14 protein-coding genes are annotated in these 17,097 nt (G+C 66.4%); 6 read left to right on the top strand and 8 right to left on the bottom strand.

What is annotated here, in order from left to right; all coding sequences use genetic code 11:
- Positions 1-8: 8 nt before the first annotated feature.
- Both AC1C2M_RS03370 and AC1C2M_RS03365 read right to left on the bottom strand, forming a co-directional pair.
- The gene (locus tag AC1C2M_RS03370; RefSeq protein ID WP_495435247.1) at positions 9-1,430 is read right to left on the bottom strand and encodes a sensor histidine kinase; all 1,422 of its coding nucleotides are present in this window, start codon (positions 1,428-1,430) and stop codon (positions 9-11) included.
- Positions 1,420-3,141 (bottom strand): multicopper oxidase family protein, encoded by a 1,722-nt coding sequence (locus AC1C2M_RS03365; protein WP_495435245.1) that lies wholly within the window; start codon positions 3,139-3,141, stop codon positions 1,420-1,422. The genes AC1C2M_RS03370 and AC1C2M_RS03365 overlap by 11 nt, the downstream gene beginning before the upstream one ends.
- Positions 3,142-3,369: 228 nt before the next feature.
- Between AC1C2M_RS03365 and AC1C2M_RS03360 the strand changes: the two genes are divergently transcribed.
- Positions 3,370-3,858, top strand: a complete 489-nt coding sequence (locus tag AC1C2M_RS03360) for a Dps family protein (protein WP_483404373.1) — start codon at positions 3,370-3,372, stop codon at positions 3,856-3,858.
- A gap of 85 nt (positions 3,859-3,943) precedes the next feature.
- Here AC1C2M_RS03360 and AC1C2M_RS03355 read toward each other — a convergent pair whose 3' ends face one another.
- Genes AC1C2M_RS03355 through AC1C2M_RS03340 form a run of 4 tightly spaced genes read right to left on the bottom strand, consistent with a single transcriptional unit; the run spans position 3,944 to position 7,671 of the window.
- Positions 3,944-5,467, bottom strand: coding sequence for an amidohydrolase (locus tag AC1C2M_RS03355; RefSeq protein ID WP_495435244.1), 1,524 nt, complete (start codon positions 5,465-5,467; stop codon positions 3,944-3,946).
- 34 nt (positions 5,468-5,501) lie between these two features.
- Positions 5,502-6,497: an Fpg/Nei family DNA glycosylase gene (locus AC1C2M_RS03350; RefSeq protein WP_495435243.1), complete on the bottom strand. Its 996-nt coding sequence runs from the start codon at positions 6,495-6,497 to the stop codon at positions 5,502-5,504.
- A 1-nt stretch (position 6,498) separates the two neighbouring features.
- The gene (locus tag AC1C2M_RS03345) at positions 6,499-7,005 is read right to left on the bottom strand and encodes a ribose-5-phosphate isomerase (protein ID WP_495434137.1); all 507 of its coding nucleotides are present in this window, start codon (positions 7,003-7,005) and stop codon (positions 6,499-6,501) included.
- A gap of 51 nt (positions 7,006-7,056) precedes the next feature.
- Positions 7,057-7,671, bottom strand: a complete 615-nt coding sequence (locus tag AC1C2M_RS03340; protein ID WP_495435242.1) for a mycothiol-dependent nitroreductase Rv2466c family protein — start codon at positions 7,669-7,671, stop codon at positions 7,057-7,059.
- Positions 7,672-7,801: 130 nt separating this feature from the next.
- Here AC1C2M_RS03340 and pepN point away from each other — a divergent pair, with 130 nt between their 5' ends.
- The 4 genes from pepN (at position 7,802) to AC1C2M_RS03320 (ending at position 13,657) form a co-directional block, all read left to right on the top strand.
- Positions 7,802-10,348, top strand: a complete 2,547-nt coding sequence (pepN, locus tag AC1C2M_RS03335; RefSeq protein WP_495434139.1) for an aminopeptidase N — start codon at positions 7,802-7,804, stop codon at positions 10,346-10,348.
- Positions 10,349-10,486: 138 nt separating this feature from the next.
- Entirely contained in the window at positions 10,487-11,497 is a 1,011-nt protein-coding gene (locus AC1C2M_RS03330; RefSeq protein ID WP_495435241.1) for a mechanosensitive ion channel family protein, read from the top strand.
- Positions 11,494-11,886, top strand: coding sequence for a globin (locus AC1C2M_RS03325; RefSeq protein WP_108391274.1), 393 nt, complete (start codon positions 11,494-11,496; stop codon positions 11,884-11,886). Before AC1C2M_RS03330 ends, AC1C2M_RS03325 begins: the two co-directional genes overlap by 4 nt.
- A 106-nt stretch (positions 11,887-11,992) precedes the next feature.
- Positions 11,993-13,657, top strand: a complete 1,665-nt coding sequence (locus AC1C2M_RS03320; protein ID WP_495434140.1) for an FAD-binding dehydrogenase — start codon at positions 11,993-11,995, stop codon at positions 13,655-13,657.
- A 59-nt stretch (positions 13,658-13,716) separates the two neighbouring features.
- Here AC1C2M_RS03320 and AC1C2M_RS03315 read toward each other — a convergent pair whose 3' ends face one another.
- A complete protein-coding gene (locus tag AC1C2M_RS03315; protein WP_495434141.1) occupies positions 13,717-14,373 on the bottom strand; it encodes a DUF8185 domain-containing protein in 657 nt (218 codons plus the stop codon).
- Positions 14,374-14,443: 70 nt separating this feature from the next.
- On the opposite strand from AC1C2M_RS03315, the gene AC1C2M_RS03310 reads away from it, so the two are divergent.
- Positions 14,444-15,328 (top strand): acyl-CoA thioesterase, encoded by an 885-nt coding sequence (locus AC1C2M_RS03310; protein ID WP_483404382.1) that lies wholly within the window; start codon positions 14,444-14,446, stop codon positions 15,326-15,328.
- 86 nt (positions 15,329-15,414) lie between these two features.
- Here the strand turns inward: AC1C2M_RS03310 and ettA are convergent, their stop codons facing one another.
- A complete protein-coding gene (ettA, locus tag AC1C2M_RS03305) occupies positions 15,415-17,097 on the bottom strand; it encodes an energy-dependent translational throttle protein EttA (RefSeq protein WP_108391278.1) in 1,683 nt (560 codons plus the stop codon).

Genomic DNA, 17,097 nt, shown 5'->3' with positions numbered 1-17,097 from the left:
GACCGCGGTCATCCATCGATAATGGGGACGGATGCGCTCACGCGCGTGCCATTACCCGCTGTGCTGTCGATCCACAGCGTCCCCCGCAACCCGGTGAGGCGATCGCGGAGTCCGCTCAGCCCGTGACCGTCGTCGAACCTGGCACCTCCCACCCCGTCGTCGGCGACGACAAGCTGCAGCCGGTAACCGGCGTGCGGCGTGCCGGTCGTGCCGATCTCGACGCTGATCGCCGTCGCCCCGGAGTGCTTGGACGCGTTGGTCACCAGTTCCGCGATCACGAAGTAGGCGTTCCTTTCAATCTCTGCGGGCAGGCGGGTACCGGCCTCGAGGGTGCTCCTCACCCTGACCGGGATGGGGCTCACCGCGGCGAACGACTCGACGGCGCTCACGAGCCCACGATCGGCGAGGATCGGCGGGGCAAACCCCCTGGACAGCGCGCGGAGTTCTTCGAGCGAGGATTGAGCCTGCTCACGCGCTTCGGCGATCAGCGCCCGCGCCGCCGCCGGGTCGTCCTCCAGCCTCCGTTCGGCCGCAGCGAGGTCCATCTGGAGTCGAACCAGCCGTTGTTGCGGCCCGTCGTGGATGTCGCGTTCGAGACGCCGTACGGACTGGTCCTCCGCCGAGACGGCGGCACCCCGTGAGGCGGCGAGCGCCGCTACCTCGGTTCTGAGGTCGTCGCTCGGCCACCGAGACAGCATCCCCCGGGCAATGACGTCGTGAAGGCTCACCATTCCCCTGGTGACGAAGGGCAGCGTCGCGAGAAACAGCAGGCCGGCGATGAAGACGAGGATGCCGTCAGCGACGTCGGCATCGACGGGAAGTTCCCGGCCTCCCGTGACGAACCGGTAGATGACACCGCTCAGCCAGAACTGCGAATCCCCCTCAGGAATGAACGAGTTCCAGAACCAGTACGAGATCCCGCCGAGCCCTGACGCGAGCCAGCTGAAAGCCAGCGACCAGGAGAACACCCCGACCACGAAGCCGACGAACCCGGTATGCAGCAGGTACATCCAGTAGTGCCCGTCGGCGAGTGGGCCGAGAGCCCTGCGCCACAAACCGGGGCGCTCGCCGGGTGCTCGCCACGCCGGACGCTGGATCGGCTTCCTTCCCGCCGCTTCAAGCCTGACCAGTTCCAGGGTGCCGAACGCACGCGCAACGTAGAGCGCACCAACGACGAGAAACAGTCCGATCACCACCGCGAGCAGTCCCAGCCCCGCGGAGAAAAGCACGGTAACGGCCACGAACCCGACCACGACGACGGGGAGCGTTGGCAGAAGGAAGCCGAGCTCCCGGGGAACGCCCCGCCAGAGCGCCCCGTAGCCCTTCGCCGGGACTTTGGCCTGGCCCGCGTCGCCCGCCATGGGATCAAGGGTGCCAGAATTCCGATCGCCCTGGCGGATGTTCCCTGGCGAGGTTTGCTCAATGGACATGCTGCGTCCCTTCCGTTTCGCGCGGCCCGAAGCCGTCCCGTGCTCTCTCGCGGGGAGTGTCCCCGCGAGAGGTCTCCCCGTCGGTCCTGTCAACTCCGGATGCCCCCGAGCCGTCGTCATGACGCGGCGGGGTTCCTGCCCGCTCTCCCGGCTTCACAACGACGAACTGGCCCATCATCCCGCTGTCCTCATGCGCGAGCAGGTGGCAGTGATACATGTACGGCAGGTCAGGATCCGAATAGTCCTCGAACCGGAGGGTGAGCCGGTATTCCACCTCCGGTTCGAGGTAGATCGTGTCCTTCCACCCGCCCAGCTCCTGGCCCGGTGGCTCACCGCCAACCGACTCCACCTGGAACTGCACGTCGTGAATGTGGAAGTTGTGCGGCATGCCCATGCCATTCGTGACCAGCCAGGACTCGGTGGTGCCGAGCGTGACGACCTCGTCGATGCGACCCATGTCCATCGGCTGGTTGTTGATCGAGAAACCGTTGAGTTCGAAGGTGCGCGTTGCCCGGGCATCCGTCGGTCTCAGTTCTTCGATTGCCGCGAGAGTGTCCGGCACGGCGGGCAACGGCTCGAGCGATGTGCCCGCTCGCAGTTCCAGGACGTCGAACTTGTCGACGCCGCCGTTCCCCGACGCGGTTACCGCAGGCATGCCGAGATCCGGCGCCCTCGAGCGCAGGATCACTCTCTCGCCAGGGGTCATCGTCACGACAATTTCTGCACGCTCACCCGGTGAGAGGCGGATGCCGTCGGTCACGAACGGTTCGCCGAGGAGGCCGCCATCGGAGGCGATCATCGCGAACTCGCGTTCGTCGCTGAGACCGAAGTTATAGGTGCGGGCCGTCGACGCGTTGACGAGCCGAAGGCGCACCTGTGTCGTGGACACGTCGAGGTATGGTGCGAGGGTTCCGTTCACGAGCAGGTCTGGTCCCAGCGCACCGACGAACGCGTCGCCTCCGCCGCTCGCGGCATCATCGCCGCCAAGCGTCGCGTCCTGGACGATCACGGGAACGTCGTCGACCCCGTATCGGCTCGGCAGGGAAAGTCGGCGCTGTTCATCGTCGTTAACCAGGAACAGTCCAGCGAGGCCCCTCGCCACCTGGCCTTCGGTCTCGCCGTGGGGGTGCGGGTGGTACCAGAGCGTCGCAGCGGGCTGGTCGATCGTCCAGCCGGGCGACGTCCGGGCGCCAGGGGCGATCAGCTGGTGCGGCCCACCGTCAACTCCCGGAGGCACGTGCATTCCGTGCCAGTGCACGGTTGTCGCCTCCGGCAGCGAGTTGCTGACGTCGACCCTGACCCGCTCACCCCGGTCGGCCATCAGGGTGGGCCCGAGGTACGCGCCGTTGTAGCCGAGGGTCTCGGTATTGACTCCCGCACGAAACTCGCTGGCTCCTCGCTGCGGGTTGAGGGTGAACACGCGCGTGCCATCGGGGTCGACCGTCGACGGCGCAGGGGCAGGGATGGCGAGAGGGTTCTCGAATTCGACGGCGCCAACGGTGTCGACCGGACTCGCCGAACCCAGGCCGTTCATGAGGGCACCGACACCGACCAGCGCCCCGCACCCCCCGACGAGGAGAACGGGCACGAGGATCGCAATGACAACGAGAGGGCGCCTGCGGCGTCGGCCCCGCCCGCCAGCCAGGACGACCGGATCCGAGGCCGCTGTGAAGGCGGCGGACTGAGTGGAGGCAGAAGACGGTGAAAGCATGAATCAAGCCTCGCGAGCACAACGAACGCCCGATATCAGGGAACCACCCGGATCCGTCAGGGGGAAAACCCCCGCACCGGCGCTCTCCGCTGGAGGACCGTCGGGGCCTTCGAGAACCCAGCCCTTGCCCAGGTAAGCAGAGCCTTGTCTTGCTTGCGGAATGCCTGAGCCTGAGTACCGTTGCATCCAGAGCGCACCACTTTCAGCGCACAAGCAAAGGGGAACCCCATGGCAGAAACCACCGCAACCGTCTCACAGACCTCCGTCAGCCCCGACGTCGCCGCAGGCGTCGCCCAGTTCCTGACCCCGGTCGTTATCGACCTCACCGCCCTCGTCGTCAACGGCAAGCAGGCGCACTGGCACGTTCGGGGAGCGAACTTCATCGGAGTCCACGAACTCCTCGACACCATCGTCGCGCACGCGCAGGACTGGGCAGACAGCGCAGCAGAGCGCATCGTCGCACTCGGCCTTCCGGTCGACGCACGCCTGTCCACCGTCGCTGCCAAGACCACGACCGGTGAACTGACCGCTGGTTTCCAGCAGTCAGAGACCACCATCGCCGAATTCGTCGCGCAGATCGACGCAACGCTCACCACGGTGAAGACAGCGGTTGACGAGCTCGACGCGATCGACCTCACCAGCCAGGACATCGCCGTCGAGGTGTCCCGCGGCCTTGAAAAGGACCGCTGGTTCCTCGTCGCCCACGTCGCCAAGTAGCACCGGTTCCCCGCTCTCTTCGAAAGAGGGTCGCCTTCGGGCGGCCCTCTTTTTTGATGCGCGGGCGGGTACAGCCGGATGGGTTCTAGATCACGGAGTGCGTGAACCGGCCGTTGAGGATCGTCGCAGCGACCGGCATCCGCCTCAATTCCTCCGGCGTCGACGTGAGCGGGTTCCTGTCGACGATCGCGAGGTCAGCGACCCGCCCGGCCGCTACCGCCTCATTCGGCGTGCGGGTCGTCGCCGCGAGCGCCTCGGCGACACCGATCGACTGTTCCGGATGCCACGGCTCGCGGTCGCCCCTCGATCGACCCACCGCGGCAGAAATGGCGACCCACGGATCGAGTGGCGCGACGGGCGCATCAGAACCCAGGGCGATTCTCGCCCCCTGGTCGAGCAGGGCACGGAGGACAAACGCGCGGCGCGTGCGTCCAGGCCACAGCTTCTCCGCAGCGTCGCGGTCGTCCATGGCGTGCTCGGGCTGAACACTCGCCGTGACGTCGAGCTCGGCGAACCTCGCAACATCGGTGTCGCGAAGCAGTTGAGCGTGTTCGATCGACCCCGTCGCCCCCGTCGCGGCAAAGGCGTCGAGCGCGAGCGAATTGGCGCGGTCACCGATCGCGTGAATCGCGCTGTGCAGTCCGCCGGCCGTTGCGCGACGCATCAGCTCGGTGAGTTCGGCTTCGGGCACCGTGAGCACACCGTGTGCGTCCGATAGACCAGCGAGTCCGTCGTAGTGATCGTCGCAGTACGCGGTCCTCGTGTTCAGGGATCCGTCGGTGATGACCTTGAGCGAGCCGACCTCGACGAGGCCGTGGGTGTGCGGCACGATCTGGCCGGTCGCGAGCCGCTCCGCGAGCGCACGGTCGAGGTCGCCGGGATAGATACCGAACCGCACCCGGAGCGCGGTTGCCCCGGCCTGGGCTCGACGTCTCCACACCTCGAGGTTCCACGCCATTTCGAAGTCCACCACCCCGACCACTCCGCGTGCAGCCGCCGCGGCGGCCGCATCGCGTGCCCACCCATCGACGACGCCGTCGTCTGCGCCGAGCCCCTGGCTCACCGCGAAGGCGTCCTCCTCGCGCAGCAGACCTGTCGGGTGACCCGCGTGCCCGAACTGCGCGAGGGCGGCGCTGTTGAGCCACACACCGTGGAGGTCTGCACCGATCAGTACAACCCGCCGCCCCCGGGAGATCCGGTCGAACGCATCGAGGTCGGCGGCATCCGGCCACATCGCGTCACGGAATCCGGTGCCGACGAGGATATCGTCCGGGTGCACCCTCGGCACGGCAGCGGCAACGTAGTCGTGAACGAGGTCGAGCACCGATGCGGCCGAGACGCTCGCCGTCAGGTCGAGCCGCCGGGAGGCGAGGGCCACCTGCGTGAAGTGAACGTGGTGATCCCAGAGGCCGGGCAGCACCCATCGGCCATCGAGATCGGTGGCTTCTCCCTCCGGGGCCATTGAACCGGCAGGACGGATGTCGGCGATCCGGGCGTCTTCGAGCAGTACGTCGACACCAGCGCCGTCGGAGCCGACGACACGGGCGTTTCTGAGGGTCGAGCGGATGCCTGAGCCCGGACTGGTTGCGCTCAGCCGGAATTCTGTCATCGCGCCCTCCCCGGGTGGGCCATATCGCCGCCGGTCACCGCTGGCAGTTGGGGCACCAGTACAGCTTTCTGGCACCCATCTCTTCGAGAACGATATTCGTCCCGCAGACCCGGCAAGGCAGGCCCTCGCGCTTGTAGACCCAGTGGCGATCGTCGCGACTCGCCATCGCCTTGCGATAGTCCTCGCCCCGGAGGTCGTCCATCGTCATCATCTGGCCGGTCTCCACCCCGATCGGGAGGAGCCTCGCCCAGTCCTTCCAGAGCCCGCGCACGAGTTCCTCGGGAATCAGCTTGCCCGGCGTGTGCGGGTTGATCCGCGAACGGAAGAGCAGCTCAGCACGGTAAACGTTTCCGATCCCGGAGACGACGGACTGGTCCATCAGGAGCAGGCCGATCGGTGTGGGCTTCTTGCGTACAACAGCGGTGAACCTGTCCTCCGCGGCCTGGCTCGGGTCGAGGAGCGGGTCTGGGCCGAGCTTCGCGATCACGGCGTTCACCCGTTCGCTGTCGAGGATCTCGCAGGCGGTCGGACCGCGCAGGTCGGCGACGGCGTGCTCGGTCAGCAGTCGGAGCCGGACCGCGCCGACGGGCGGGGGCGGGAACGTGTCCCATTCCTCGCCCGACAGGCCTTTGGTCTGCTCAGACATGCGCACGCGGGTCTTTCTCGGCGCACCGATCGAGTGCAGCGAATTCTCTCCGGCCTCGTCGAGGATCACCGCGGCGAGGTCGGTTCCGTGCTGGTTGGTCTGGCCCATCCTGCCGTTGGCACTCGCGATGGTGGCGTCGGAAGTGATCTCTCCGGCGAAGTCCCATGCGCCGTACATGCCGAGGTGGACGCGCAGCCACAGCTCGTCATCGAAGTCGAGGAACATCTGCTTGCCGACGGCTTTCACGTCGACGAGCGTGCGGCCGGACAGGATCGCGGCGCCCTCGGCGAACCTGCCCTGCGGGCTCGACGCCGTGACCTGATGTCCCTGGAAGTTGGAGCGGAACTGCCTGGCGATGCGATGAACGGAATGACCCTCTGGCACGCTAACCCCGCTCGGAGGATCCGGCGTCGACGCCCTTGCCGGCGATCGTCCCCGTGGTCTCGTACTCGGCGATCTGCGCGATGCGCCGGACGTGGCGCTCATCGCCCGAGAACGGTTCGGCGATAAATGCGTCGATAAACGTCTTCACCTCATCGAACGAGTGCTGACGCGCACCGATCGAGATCACGTTTGCGTCATTGTGTTCGCGTGCGAGCTTCGCTGTGCTCTCGTTCCAGACGAGGGCAGCACGGATGCCGTGCACCTTGTTCGCCGCGATCTGCTCACCGTTGCCTGAACCGCCGAAGACCACACCGAGTGCCTCGACACCCGCCTCACGGTCGCGCAGCACTCCGAGCGCGGCGTTGATGCAGAACGCCGGGTAGTCGTCGAGGGCGTCGTACTCCGTCGGCCCATGATCGACGACCTCGTGTCCGCTGCGTGCGAGGTATTCCTGCAGGTCGGTGCTGAAGTCGAGGCCGGCATGATCGGTGGCGATATGGATGCGCATGGTTCCATTCTGCCGTCCCCGACCGGCGTCCGCGCGACTCACGCGGCGCGATCAGGTGAAGATCGGTCCGACGGTCCGGCTGCGCTTGAGTTCGAAGAAACCGGGGTACGACGCCACAGCAACGACGCCGTCCCACAACCGGACCGCCTCCTCGCCCACTGGCGCCGGCGAAATCACCGGTCCGAAGAACGCAGTGCCGTTGACAGCGATGACCGGCGTTCCGACATCCTGGCCGACCCGTTCGATGCCGTCGAAGTGACTGGCACGCATCTGGGCGTCGTAGCTGTCGCTCTCGGAGTGCTCCGCGAATTCCGGCGGAAGGCCGACCTCGGCGAGCGCCTGCGAGATCACCGTGTCGGGGTCGGTGGAACCGCCGGGGTGAATCTGGGTTCCGAGGGCGTCGTAGAGGGGCTTCACGATGGCCTGACCGAATTCTTCCTTCGCCGCGGTGACGAGGCGGGTATACCGAAGCGCGCGCGGGAAGAAAGCGCGGTACTCATCCGACACGTCCTGATTCTCGTTGAGCACGGCGAGGCTCATCACGTGCCACGTCACCTCGAGGTTGCGGTGTCTCGCAACCTCGTCGACCCACCTCGAGGTCATCCACGCCCACGGGCAGGACGGGTCGAACCAGAAATCAACAGCGGTCGGGGTATCGGTGCTCATTCCCACAGCCAACCACGGATTTCGCTCGCGAGAGGCCGCCTCAGCCCATTGGCAGCGGAAGGCGGAGCACTACGCTGGAATCTCGGACACGATCCGCACCGATCGACAGCCACACCCTAAGGAGTCCCCGTTGCCCGGAGAAAACCTCACCCGCGCCGAAGCACAGGAACGAGCCTCGCTCGTCTCTCCCTCGAGCTACCAGATCGCCCTCGACCTCACCACCGGCCCTGAGACCTTCCGGTCGACGACGACGGTCCGGTTCAGCGCGACACCGGGCGCTTCGACCTTCATCGACGCCATTACCCGTACCGTGCACTCGGTGACCCTCAACGGCGTTGCCCTCGACCCGGCGGCCATCAGCGACGGCATCCGTATCGCCCTGGACAACCTGCAGGCCGACAACGAGCTCATCGTCGACGCCGACATGATCTACATGAACACCGGTGAGGGCCTGCACCGTTTTGTCGACCCCGTCGACGACGAGGTGTACCTCTACAGCCAGTTCGAGGTCCCGGACTCGCGCCGCATGTATGCGGTCTTCGAGCAGCCGGACCTCAAGGCGACGTTCCGGTTCACCGTGACCGCGCCCGCCCACTGGGACGTCATCTCCAACTCCCCCACCCCTGAGCCCGTCGATGCAGGCGAGAACAGCAAGACCTGGGCGTTCGAGCCGACACAGCGGATGTCGAGCTACATCACCGCGATCATCGCGGGACCGTACGTCGCCGTGCGCAGCGAGCTGACGTCGAGCGACGGACGCACGATTCCGCTCGGTGTGTTCTGCCGTCAGAGCCTGTCCGAGTATCTTGACGCTGACTACATCTTCGAGAAGACCCGCCAGGGCTTCGAATACTTCGAGAAGAACTTCGACTACCCGTACCCCTTCCCCAAGTACGACCAGCTGTTCGTCCCCGAGTACAACGCTGGCGCGATGGAGCACGCGGGGGCTGTCACGTTCACCGAGGCGTACGTCTTCCGCTCTAAGGTGACGGATGCCATCAAGGAACGCCGCGTCGTCACGATCCTCCACGAACTCGCGCACATGTGGTTCGGCGACCTCGTCACGATGAAGTGGTGGAACGACCTGTGGCTCAACGAGTCGTTCGCCGAGTGGGCGTCGACCATCGCCGTTGCAGAGGCCACCGAGTGGACCGGTGCCTGGACGACGTTCAACGCCATGGAGAAGAGCTGGGCATACAAGCAGGACCAGCTGCCGTCGACCCACCCCATCGTCGCGACGATCAACGACCTCGAGGACGTTCAGGTCAACTTCGACGGCATCACGTACGCCAAGGGTGGCTCGGTTCTCAAGCAACTCGTGGCCTGGGTCGGCATCGACGCGTTCTACGCCGGCGTGGCCGCCTACTTCAAGAAGCACGAGTACGGCAACACCGAACTCGTCGACCTGCTCAGCGAACTCGAGACCGCATCGGGCCGAGACCTCACCGACTGGGGCAAGCTCTGGCTCGAGACGGCCGGCGTCAACACGCTCCGCCCGGAGATCACGGTCGACGACTCCGGAGTTATCACCGGCTTCGCCGTGCTGCAGTCGGCGGTACCTGAGTACCCTACGATCCGCCCCCACCGCCTCGCCATCGGTTTCTACAACCTCGTCGACGGCAAGCTCCTCCGTGAGCACAGGATCGAACTCGACGTCGATGGTGAGCGCACCGAGGTCGCCGAACTCGTCGGCCTGAAGCGCCCAGACCTCGTGCTGCTCAACGACGACGACCTCGCCTACGCGAAGATCCGCCTCGACGAGGCGTCTCTCGCCGTCGCGACCGAGTCGCTGTCCGCCATCGAGGACCCGCTTGCACGGTCCCTCGTCTGGGCTGCCGCCTGGGACGCGACCCGCGACGCCGAAACCCCGGCTCGCGACTACGTCCGCCTCGTGCTCGGAAACATTGCGACCGAGACCGAGTCGACGACGATCCGCACGACGCTCAACCAGCTCGTGCTCGCGGCGACCCAGTACGTCGCTCCCGAGCGCCGGGAGAGCACGGTTCGGGACGTCGGCGACGCACTGTGGGCCCTCGCCCAGGGTGCTGAGGCCGGGAGCGACGCCCAGTTCCAGTTCGTGAAGTTCTTCGCGGCGGTTGCGTCCACCGATGAGCACTTCGACGCCATTCGCGCCCTCCGTTCGGGCGAGACCGCGCTCGACGGGCTCGAGATCGACACCGACCTCGACTGGGAACTCCTCGCCGCGCTCACGGCGGGTGGAGTCGCCGGAAACGACGAGGTCGACGCGGCCCTGGCCGCCGACAACACGGCCAATGGCGCGAAGGCTGCCGCGCTCGCCCGCGCGGCGATCCCGACGCTCGAAGCGAAGCGTGCCGCGTGGGCATCCGTCGTCGACATCGACACCGCCCCGAACGCCATCGTGCAGTGGACGGGCATCGGCTTCCAGCGCGCTCGCGACCGGGATGTCCTCGCGTCGTTCGTTCCCGACTACTTCGAGATGCTGCAGCGCATCTGGGCATCGCGCAGCTACAAGATCGCCGAGTACCTCGCGGTTGGGCTCTACCCCGCTCCGCTCGCCAGCGCAGAACTGCGCGACGCAACGGTGGCCTGGCTCGACCAGAACGCCGAGCCGCCGGCCCTTCGGCGCATCGTCGTCGAGAACCTCGCCGGCGTCGAGCGTGCGCTCAAGGCACAGGAGCGTGACGCCCGGGCATAGCCCGAGGTTCAGGGGCGCCATGCGCACGGATGCCGTCACCCGGCCCGTGCGCGTGGCGCCCCTGTCGTTAACGACACAGCGCATTTGCCCGCCGGACCTCCAGCGTCCGCCCAGTGGCCCGACGGTAGACTTGGCCCGATGACTGAATTCTGGCAAGGTGTTGACGCCTTCTTCCTTACCCCAATCGGCCGGCTCGTCATGATCGCGATCATCATCGTCGGAGCGTTTATCGCATCATGGCTCCTTCACTTCGCGATCCGACGGATCGTGAACCAGATCGTGTCCGGGGTGAAGAAGACCCAGGGTGCCGAAGACACCCAGGCGCTCAACGTGTCACCGCTCGCCGCGGTGAGGCTCGTGCAGCGAACACGCACGCTCGGCACCGTACTCGGCAACATCGTCAACGTCACGGTCGTTGTGGTCACGATCATCCTTGTGGTCAACCAGATCGACCCCAACATCATCGGCTCGCTCGCCCTGCTCACCGCCGCGCTCGGTGCCGGCCTCGGTTTCGGCGCCCAAAACATTGTCAAGGATGTGCTCAACGGCCTGTTCATGGTGATGGAAGACCAGCTCGGCGTCGGCGACGTCGTCGACCTCGGCCCTGCCACCGGTGTCGTCGAGCGCGTCGGCATCCGCATCACCCAGGTGCGAGACGTCAACGGAACCCTGTGGTTCGTGCGTAACGGCGAGATCCTGCGCGTCGGCAACATGTCCCAGGGCTGGGCGCGGGTCATCATCGACCTCGCCGTGCCGTACGACGCGGACATCGAGACTGTCCAGGACACCATGCTCACCACGGCGACAGCCCTTGCCCAGGACCCGAAGTGGCGCAGCCGGATCCTCGAGCGCCCCGAGCTGTGGGGAATCGAGTCGATCTCCGAGGAGGCGCTCATCATTCGCCTCGTCGTGAAGACCCGTCCCCCTGCCAAGGATGACGTTGCCCGTGAGCTGCGTGCGCGCCTGAAGTACGCCACAGACGAGCTGGGCGTCCAGCTGCCATCGCTCAAGAGCGTGGTCCTCGAGGGCTTCGACGGTGCGGCTTCCGTCACGGGTGCACGCCCGCCGCGCACCAAGCCGCTCAAGACCATCAACGAAGCTCCCCACGCCGTGAGGAAAGCAGCGAACAAGGGGCCGGCGCAGCCATGACCAACCTCAACTCCCCCAGCTTCTACGAGGAGGTCGGCGGCCGCGCTACCTTCGAAAAGCTGTCGCTCGAGTTCTACAAGGGTGTCGCCGCCGACCCGGTGCTCAAGCCGATGTACCCGGAGGAAGACCTCGCGGCAGCGACCGAACGCCTGACGATGTTCTTCGAGCAGTACTGGGGCGGTCCGTCGACGTACAGTGAGCAGCGCGGGCACCCGCGGCTCCGCATGCGACACATGCCGTTCAAGGTCAATCCGGATGCGCGAGACCGCTGGCTGCTGCACATGCGCGCCGCGGTCGATACCCTCGGCCTGTCACCGCTGCACGAGGCGACCCTCTGGGACTACCTCGAGCGCGCAGCGCAGGCGATGGTCAATACCTTCGACGAGTAACGCCCTGCGACTCGACGCGTAACGCCCCTCTCGTCCGACGGGGCGCGCATCTCCTACGCTGGGAGCATCGCGGGCGACGGAGCCCGCGGATCGAAGGAGATCCCGGATGCCAGCAGCACAGACCTCGACCGACGTGATCATTGTGGGCTCTGGGCTCGCCGGGCTCGTCGCTGCCGCTGAGCTGTCGGACGCCGGCAGGCGGGTGATCATCGTCGAGCAGGAGCCGGAGGCGTCGCGCGGCGGGCAGGCACACTGGTCGTTCGGCGGGCTGTTCCTCGTCGACACGCCCGAGCAGCGCCGGATGGGCATCCGCGACTCGCACTCCCTCGCGTGGCAGGACTGGCAGGGCTCCGCCGCCTTCGACCGACAGGACGACAATTGGGCGAGGCGATGGGCAGAAGCGTATGTCGACTTCGCCGCTGGCGACAAGCGATCGTGGCTGCGCGAACGTGGTGTCGGCTTCTTCCCCGTCGTCGGCTGGGCGGAGCGCGGCGGGTTCACAGCGAACGGGCACGGCAACTCGGTCCCGCGGTTCCATATCGTCTGGGGCACGGGCCCCGCGATCGTCGAACCCTTCCTCGAGCGCGTCCTGGCGGGGGTCGAGGCAGGGCGTGTGCAGTTCAGACATCGCCACCGCGTCGATGAGCTCGTGGTTCACGACGGTGCCGTGACCGGCGTGACCGGAAGCGTTCTCTCGCCGTCGACCGCCGGACGTGGCGAAGCGAGCCCACACGACGTCGTCGCCGATTTCGAGCTGTCGGCGCAGGCCGTTGTCGTGACGACGGGCGGGATCGGCGGCAACCTCGACCTGGTCAGGGCGAACTGGCCGGCACGACTCGGTACTCCACCCGAGTCGATGCTCTCCGGAGTCCCGGCCCACGTCGACGGCCGCGGCCTCGGTATCGCCGAACGCGCCGGCGCGCGACTGGTCAACGGTGACCGGATGTGGCACTACACGGAGGGCATTGCCAACTGGGATCCGGTCTGGGCCGCCCACGGCATCCGTATCCTCCCCGGGCCGTCATCGCTCTGGCTCGATGCCACGGGTGCACGCCTTCCCGCGCCGCTGTTCCCCGGCTTCGACACGCTGGGGACCCTGCAGCACATCCTCGGCACAGGACACGGTCACAGCTGGTTCGTGCTCACCCAGAAGATCATCGAGAAGGAGTTCGCCCTCTCCGGCAGCGAGCAAAACCCCGATCTCACCGACCGGGACCTCAGGCTTCTGCTCAAGCGGGTTGCTCCCGGCGCGCCAGGCCCGGTTGAGGCGTTCAAAGAGAAGGGCGACGACTTCGTGGTCGCGGACAACCTGCCGGAGCTGCTGGCGGGCATGCAGCGGCTCTCCGGCACTGCCCCGCTCGACACGGTGCGGGTGGAACGGGAGATCAGGTGGCGCGATGCCCAGCTGGACAACGAGTTCTCGAAGGACGCACAGATCACAGCGATCAGGGGTGCCCGCTCCTATCGGGGCGACAAGCTCATCCGTGTCGCACGCCCGCACAAACTGCTCGATCCGAAGGCTGGTCCGCTCATCGCCGTGAAACTGCACATCCTCACGCGGAAAAGCCTCGGCGGCATCCAGACCGACCTGTCCGCACGCGCGATTGGCGACGACGGCACACCGGTTCCCGGGCTTTACGCGGCCGGAGAGGCCAGCGGCTTCGGCGGTGGCGGCATGCACGGATACCGAGCGCTCGAGGGGACTTTTCTGGGCGGATGCCTGTTCACCGGTCGGACCGCCGGGCGCGCGATCGACGCTCAGCTGCCCTGAGCCATCGTTCTGCGTGCAAGCCGTTTCCGCGGTCGCACGTCAGGCAATTCCGGGAGAGGTCAGAGACCCCGTGACGAGCGAACGAGGACGTGGCCCCGCACAGGACTCGCCCTGACCCAGGCACCGGAGGCGTAGAGCGGGACCTCTTCCTCGCCGACGAGGAACCCGAGGCTCCCCGCCGCGAACGCGATTCCTGACGGAACGTCCGGGTGCCCGGCGAGCGGGCGCGACCAGACCTCGGCCCTGACCCGCTGCACGATGGCGTCACCCGCGTTGTCCGGCACCGTCCGAGCGACTTCTCCCGCGCCGTCCCTCGCTGCCAGTTCGAGCGCCAGAGAGCTGATCCCGCCGATCCGCTCCCACCCGCCACGTGGCGGCGCGATCCCTGACCAGCTCGTTCGTACGTCGGCCGGCGGAAGCGGGACCACGATCTCGCCGGACGCCCCGTCGGTGTGAGCGAGCCGGTCCGCGATCGCAGCCGGAGCGACCACGCGGTCGAAGACGGCGCCAGAAACCTCGGCGAAGGTCCGGAGGCCGAGGATCGTCGGGCTCGTGTCGAGCAGGCCGCGCGGATGCAGCACCGCCGAGTACACGGCAAGCACTCCCCCGCTGGCAATCAGGCGAACCGCCGTGTCATCGACGAGCCTCGCCCGGGCGAGGTACACCCGAAGGTCGGCGGCGGCGTGGGCGTCCTGGAGGGTGATCGCGTCATTCATCTGCTGTCTAAACTACCTAAGAAGCATTGGTGAAACCCACCAGTCCGCCAGCACCACCAATCGGAGAGCAATGACAGACCCCGTCGCATCCCTCTTGAACGCCCTGAACCTGACTGATACCGGAGCTCGAACGAGCGAGGACATCTTCACGGGGCCATCACTGTGGATGCCGGGTGGACGGGTTTACGGGGGGCAGGTTCTTGCGCAGGCCGTGATGGCGGCAAGCCGGACGACAGCGGAGGAGCGTATCGTGCACTCGATGCACGGGTATTTCCTGCGGCCCGGTGACGTCAACCAGGAAATCACGTTCAGCGTCGACCGGATCCACGACGGCCGTTCGTTCTCGACGAGACGCACACAGGCATACCAGTCCGGCGTTCCGATCCTCTCGATGATCGCTTCGTTCCAGGACCAGGACGAAGGCCTCGACCACCAGGCGCCAATGCCTGAGGGCTACCCCGATCCGGAGAGCCTGCCGACCGCAGCCGAGCTGCTCGGACACATTGATCATCCGGCTGCCAGGGCGTGGGCCAACGACCGGCCATTCGACATCCGCCACGTACCGTCGCCGATCTACCTCTCGGTCGAGGGCGAGCGCACCGCGACGAACGCGGTCTGGATCAAGGCGTTCGGCACCCTTCCCGACGACCCGAGCCTGCACAGGGCTGCGCTCGCGTACGCGAGCGACTACCCGCTGCTCGAGTCGATCCTGCGCAAGCACGGCCTGGCCTGGGTGACCCCGAATCTCAAGGTTGCGAGCCTCGACCACGCCATGTGGTGGCACCGGCCGGCCCGGGCTGACGAGTGGCTGCTCTACGTCCAGGAGTCCCCGAGCGCATCGGGCGGACGCGGACTCGCGCTCGGCCGGTTCTACTCCCGCGACGGCGTCCTGGTTGCGAGCGTCGCCCAGGAAGGCATGGTGCGGGTACCACCGGCACTGGCAACAGACGCCTAAGCCCGCCTGGCAGAAGATAACGATGAAGGCCATGCCGGTGACTGAGTCACCGGCATGGCCTTCATCGTTTCGCCAGAGCGCCCGCGTCAGTCGCGAGTGAGCTTGCGGTATGCGGAACGGTGCGGCTTCGCTGCATCCGGTCCGAGCCGCTCAATCTTGTTCTCCTCGTACGACTCGAAGTTGCCCTCGAACCAGTACCAGTTGCCCGGGTCTTCCTCTGTCCCCTCGTAGGAGAGGATGTGCGTTGCGATGCGGTCGAGGAACCACCGGTCGTGAGTGATGACCACGGCACAACCGGGGAACTCGAGAAGCGCGTTCTCGAGGCTTCCAAGGGTTTCCACGTCGAGGTCGTTAGTCGGTTCGTCGAGGAGCAGGAGGTTTCCGCCCTGCTTGAGGGTCAGTGCCAGGTTGAGGCGGTTGCGCTCTCCACCGGAGAGAACACCGGCCTTCTTCTGCTGGTCAGGTCCCTTGAACCCGAACTGGGAGACGTACGCCCGTGACGGAATCTCGGTCTTTCCGACCTGGATGTAATCCTGGCCGTCTGAGACGACCTCCCACAGGTTCTTGTTGGGGTCGATGCCACCGCGGCTCTGGTCGACGTAGGAGATGTCGACCGTCTCACCGATCTTGAGCTCTCCGCCGTCGAGCGGCTCGAGGCCGACGATGGTCTTGAAGAGCGTGGTCTTACCGACACCGTTGGGGCCGATGACTCCGACAATGCCGTTACGGGGCAATGTGAAGCTGAGGTCGTTGATGAGGATGCGCTCCCCGAAGCCCTTCTTCAGGTTCTTCGCGTCGATGACCTGCGCGCCGAGGCGCGGTCCGACGGGGATGACGATCTCTTCGAAGTCGAGCTTCCGCGTGCGCTCGGCCTCGGTCACCATCTCTTCGTAACGTGCGAGTCGAGCCTTCGACTTCGCCTGTCGTCCCTTGGCGTTCGACCGGACCCACTCGAGTTCCTCAGCGAGGCGCTTCGACAGCTTCTGGTCCTTCTTGCCCTGGACCTGCAGTCGTTCCTGCTTCTTCTCGAGGTAGGTCGAGTAGTTGCCCTCGTACGGGTAGAGGTGACCGCGGTCGACCTCAGCGATCCATTCGGCGACGTGGTCGAGGAAGTACCGGTCGTGAGTGACGGCGAGCACAGCACCCGCGTACTTGGCGAGGTGCTGCTCGAGCCAGAGAACGCTTTCGGCGTCGAGGTGGTTAGTGGGCTCATCGAGGAGCAGGAGGTCCGGCTTCTGCAGAAGAAGCTTGCAGAGCGCGACGCGACGCTTCTCTCCACCGGAGAGGTTCGCAACGGGCAGGTCGCCGGGCGGGGTCCGCAGCGCGTCCATCGCCTGTTCCAGCTGGGAATCGAGGTCCCACGCGTCAGCGTGGTCGATTTCTTCCTGGAGCGTGCCCATCTCGGCAAGCAGCGCGTCGAAGTCAGCATCCGGTTCGCCCATGGCGAGCGAGATTTCGTTGAAGCGGTCGACCTTGGCTTTGATCTCGCCGACGCCCTCCTGGACGTTCTCGAGCACGGTCTTCGACTCATCGAGTTCCGGTTCCTGCATGAGGATGCCGACGGTGTACCCGGGCGTGAGCTTCGCTTCACCGTTGCTCGGTGTGTCGAGGCCAGCCATGATCTTGAGGATCGTGGACTTTCCGGCCCCGTTGGGACCGACGACACCGATTTTGGCGCCGGGGAAGAACGACATGGTGACGTCGTCAAGAATTAGTTTGTCTCCGACAGCCTTGCGGGCGCGGACCATGGAATAGATATATTCGGCCAT

Source organism: Mycetocola sp. Y444 (assembly GCF_059445295.1).
The sequence above is the reverse complement of the archived record's forward strand: the minus strand, read 5'-3'. Positions and strand labels throughout refer to the sequence as shown.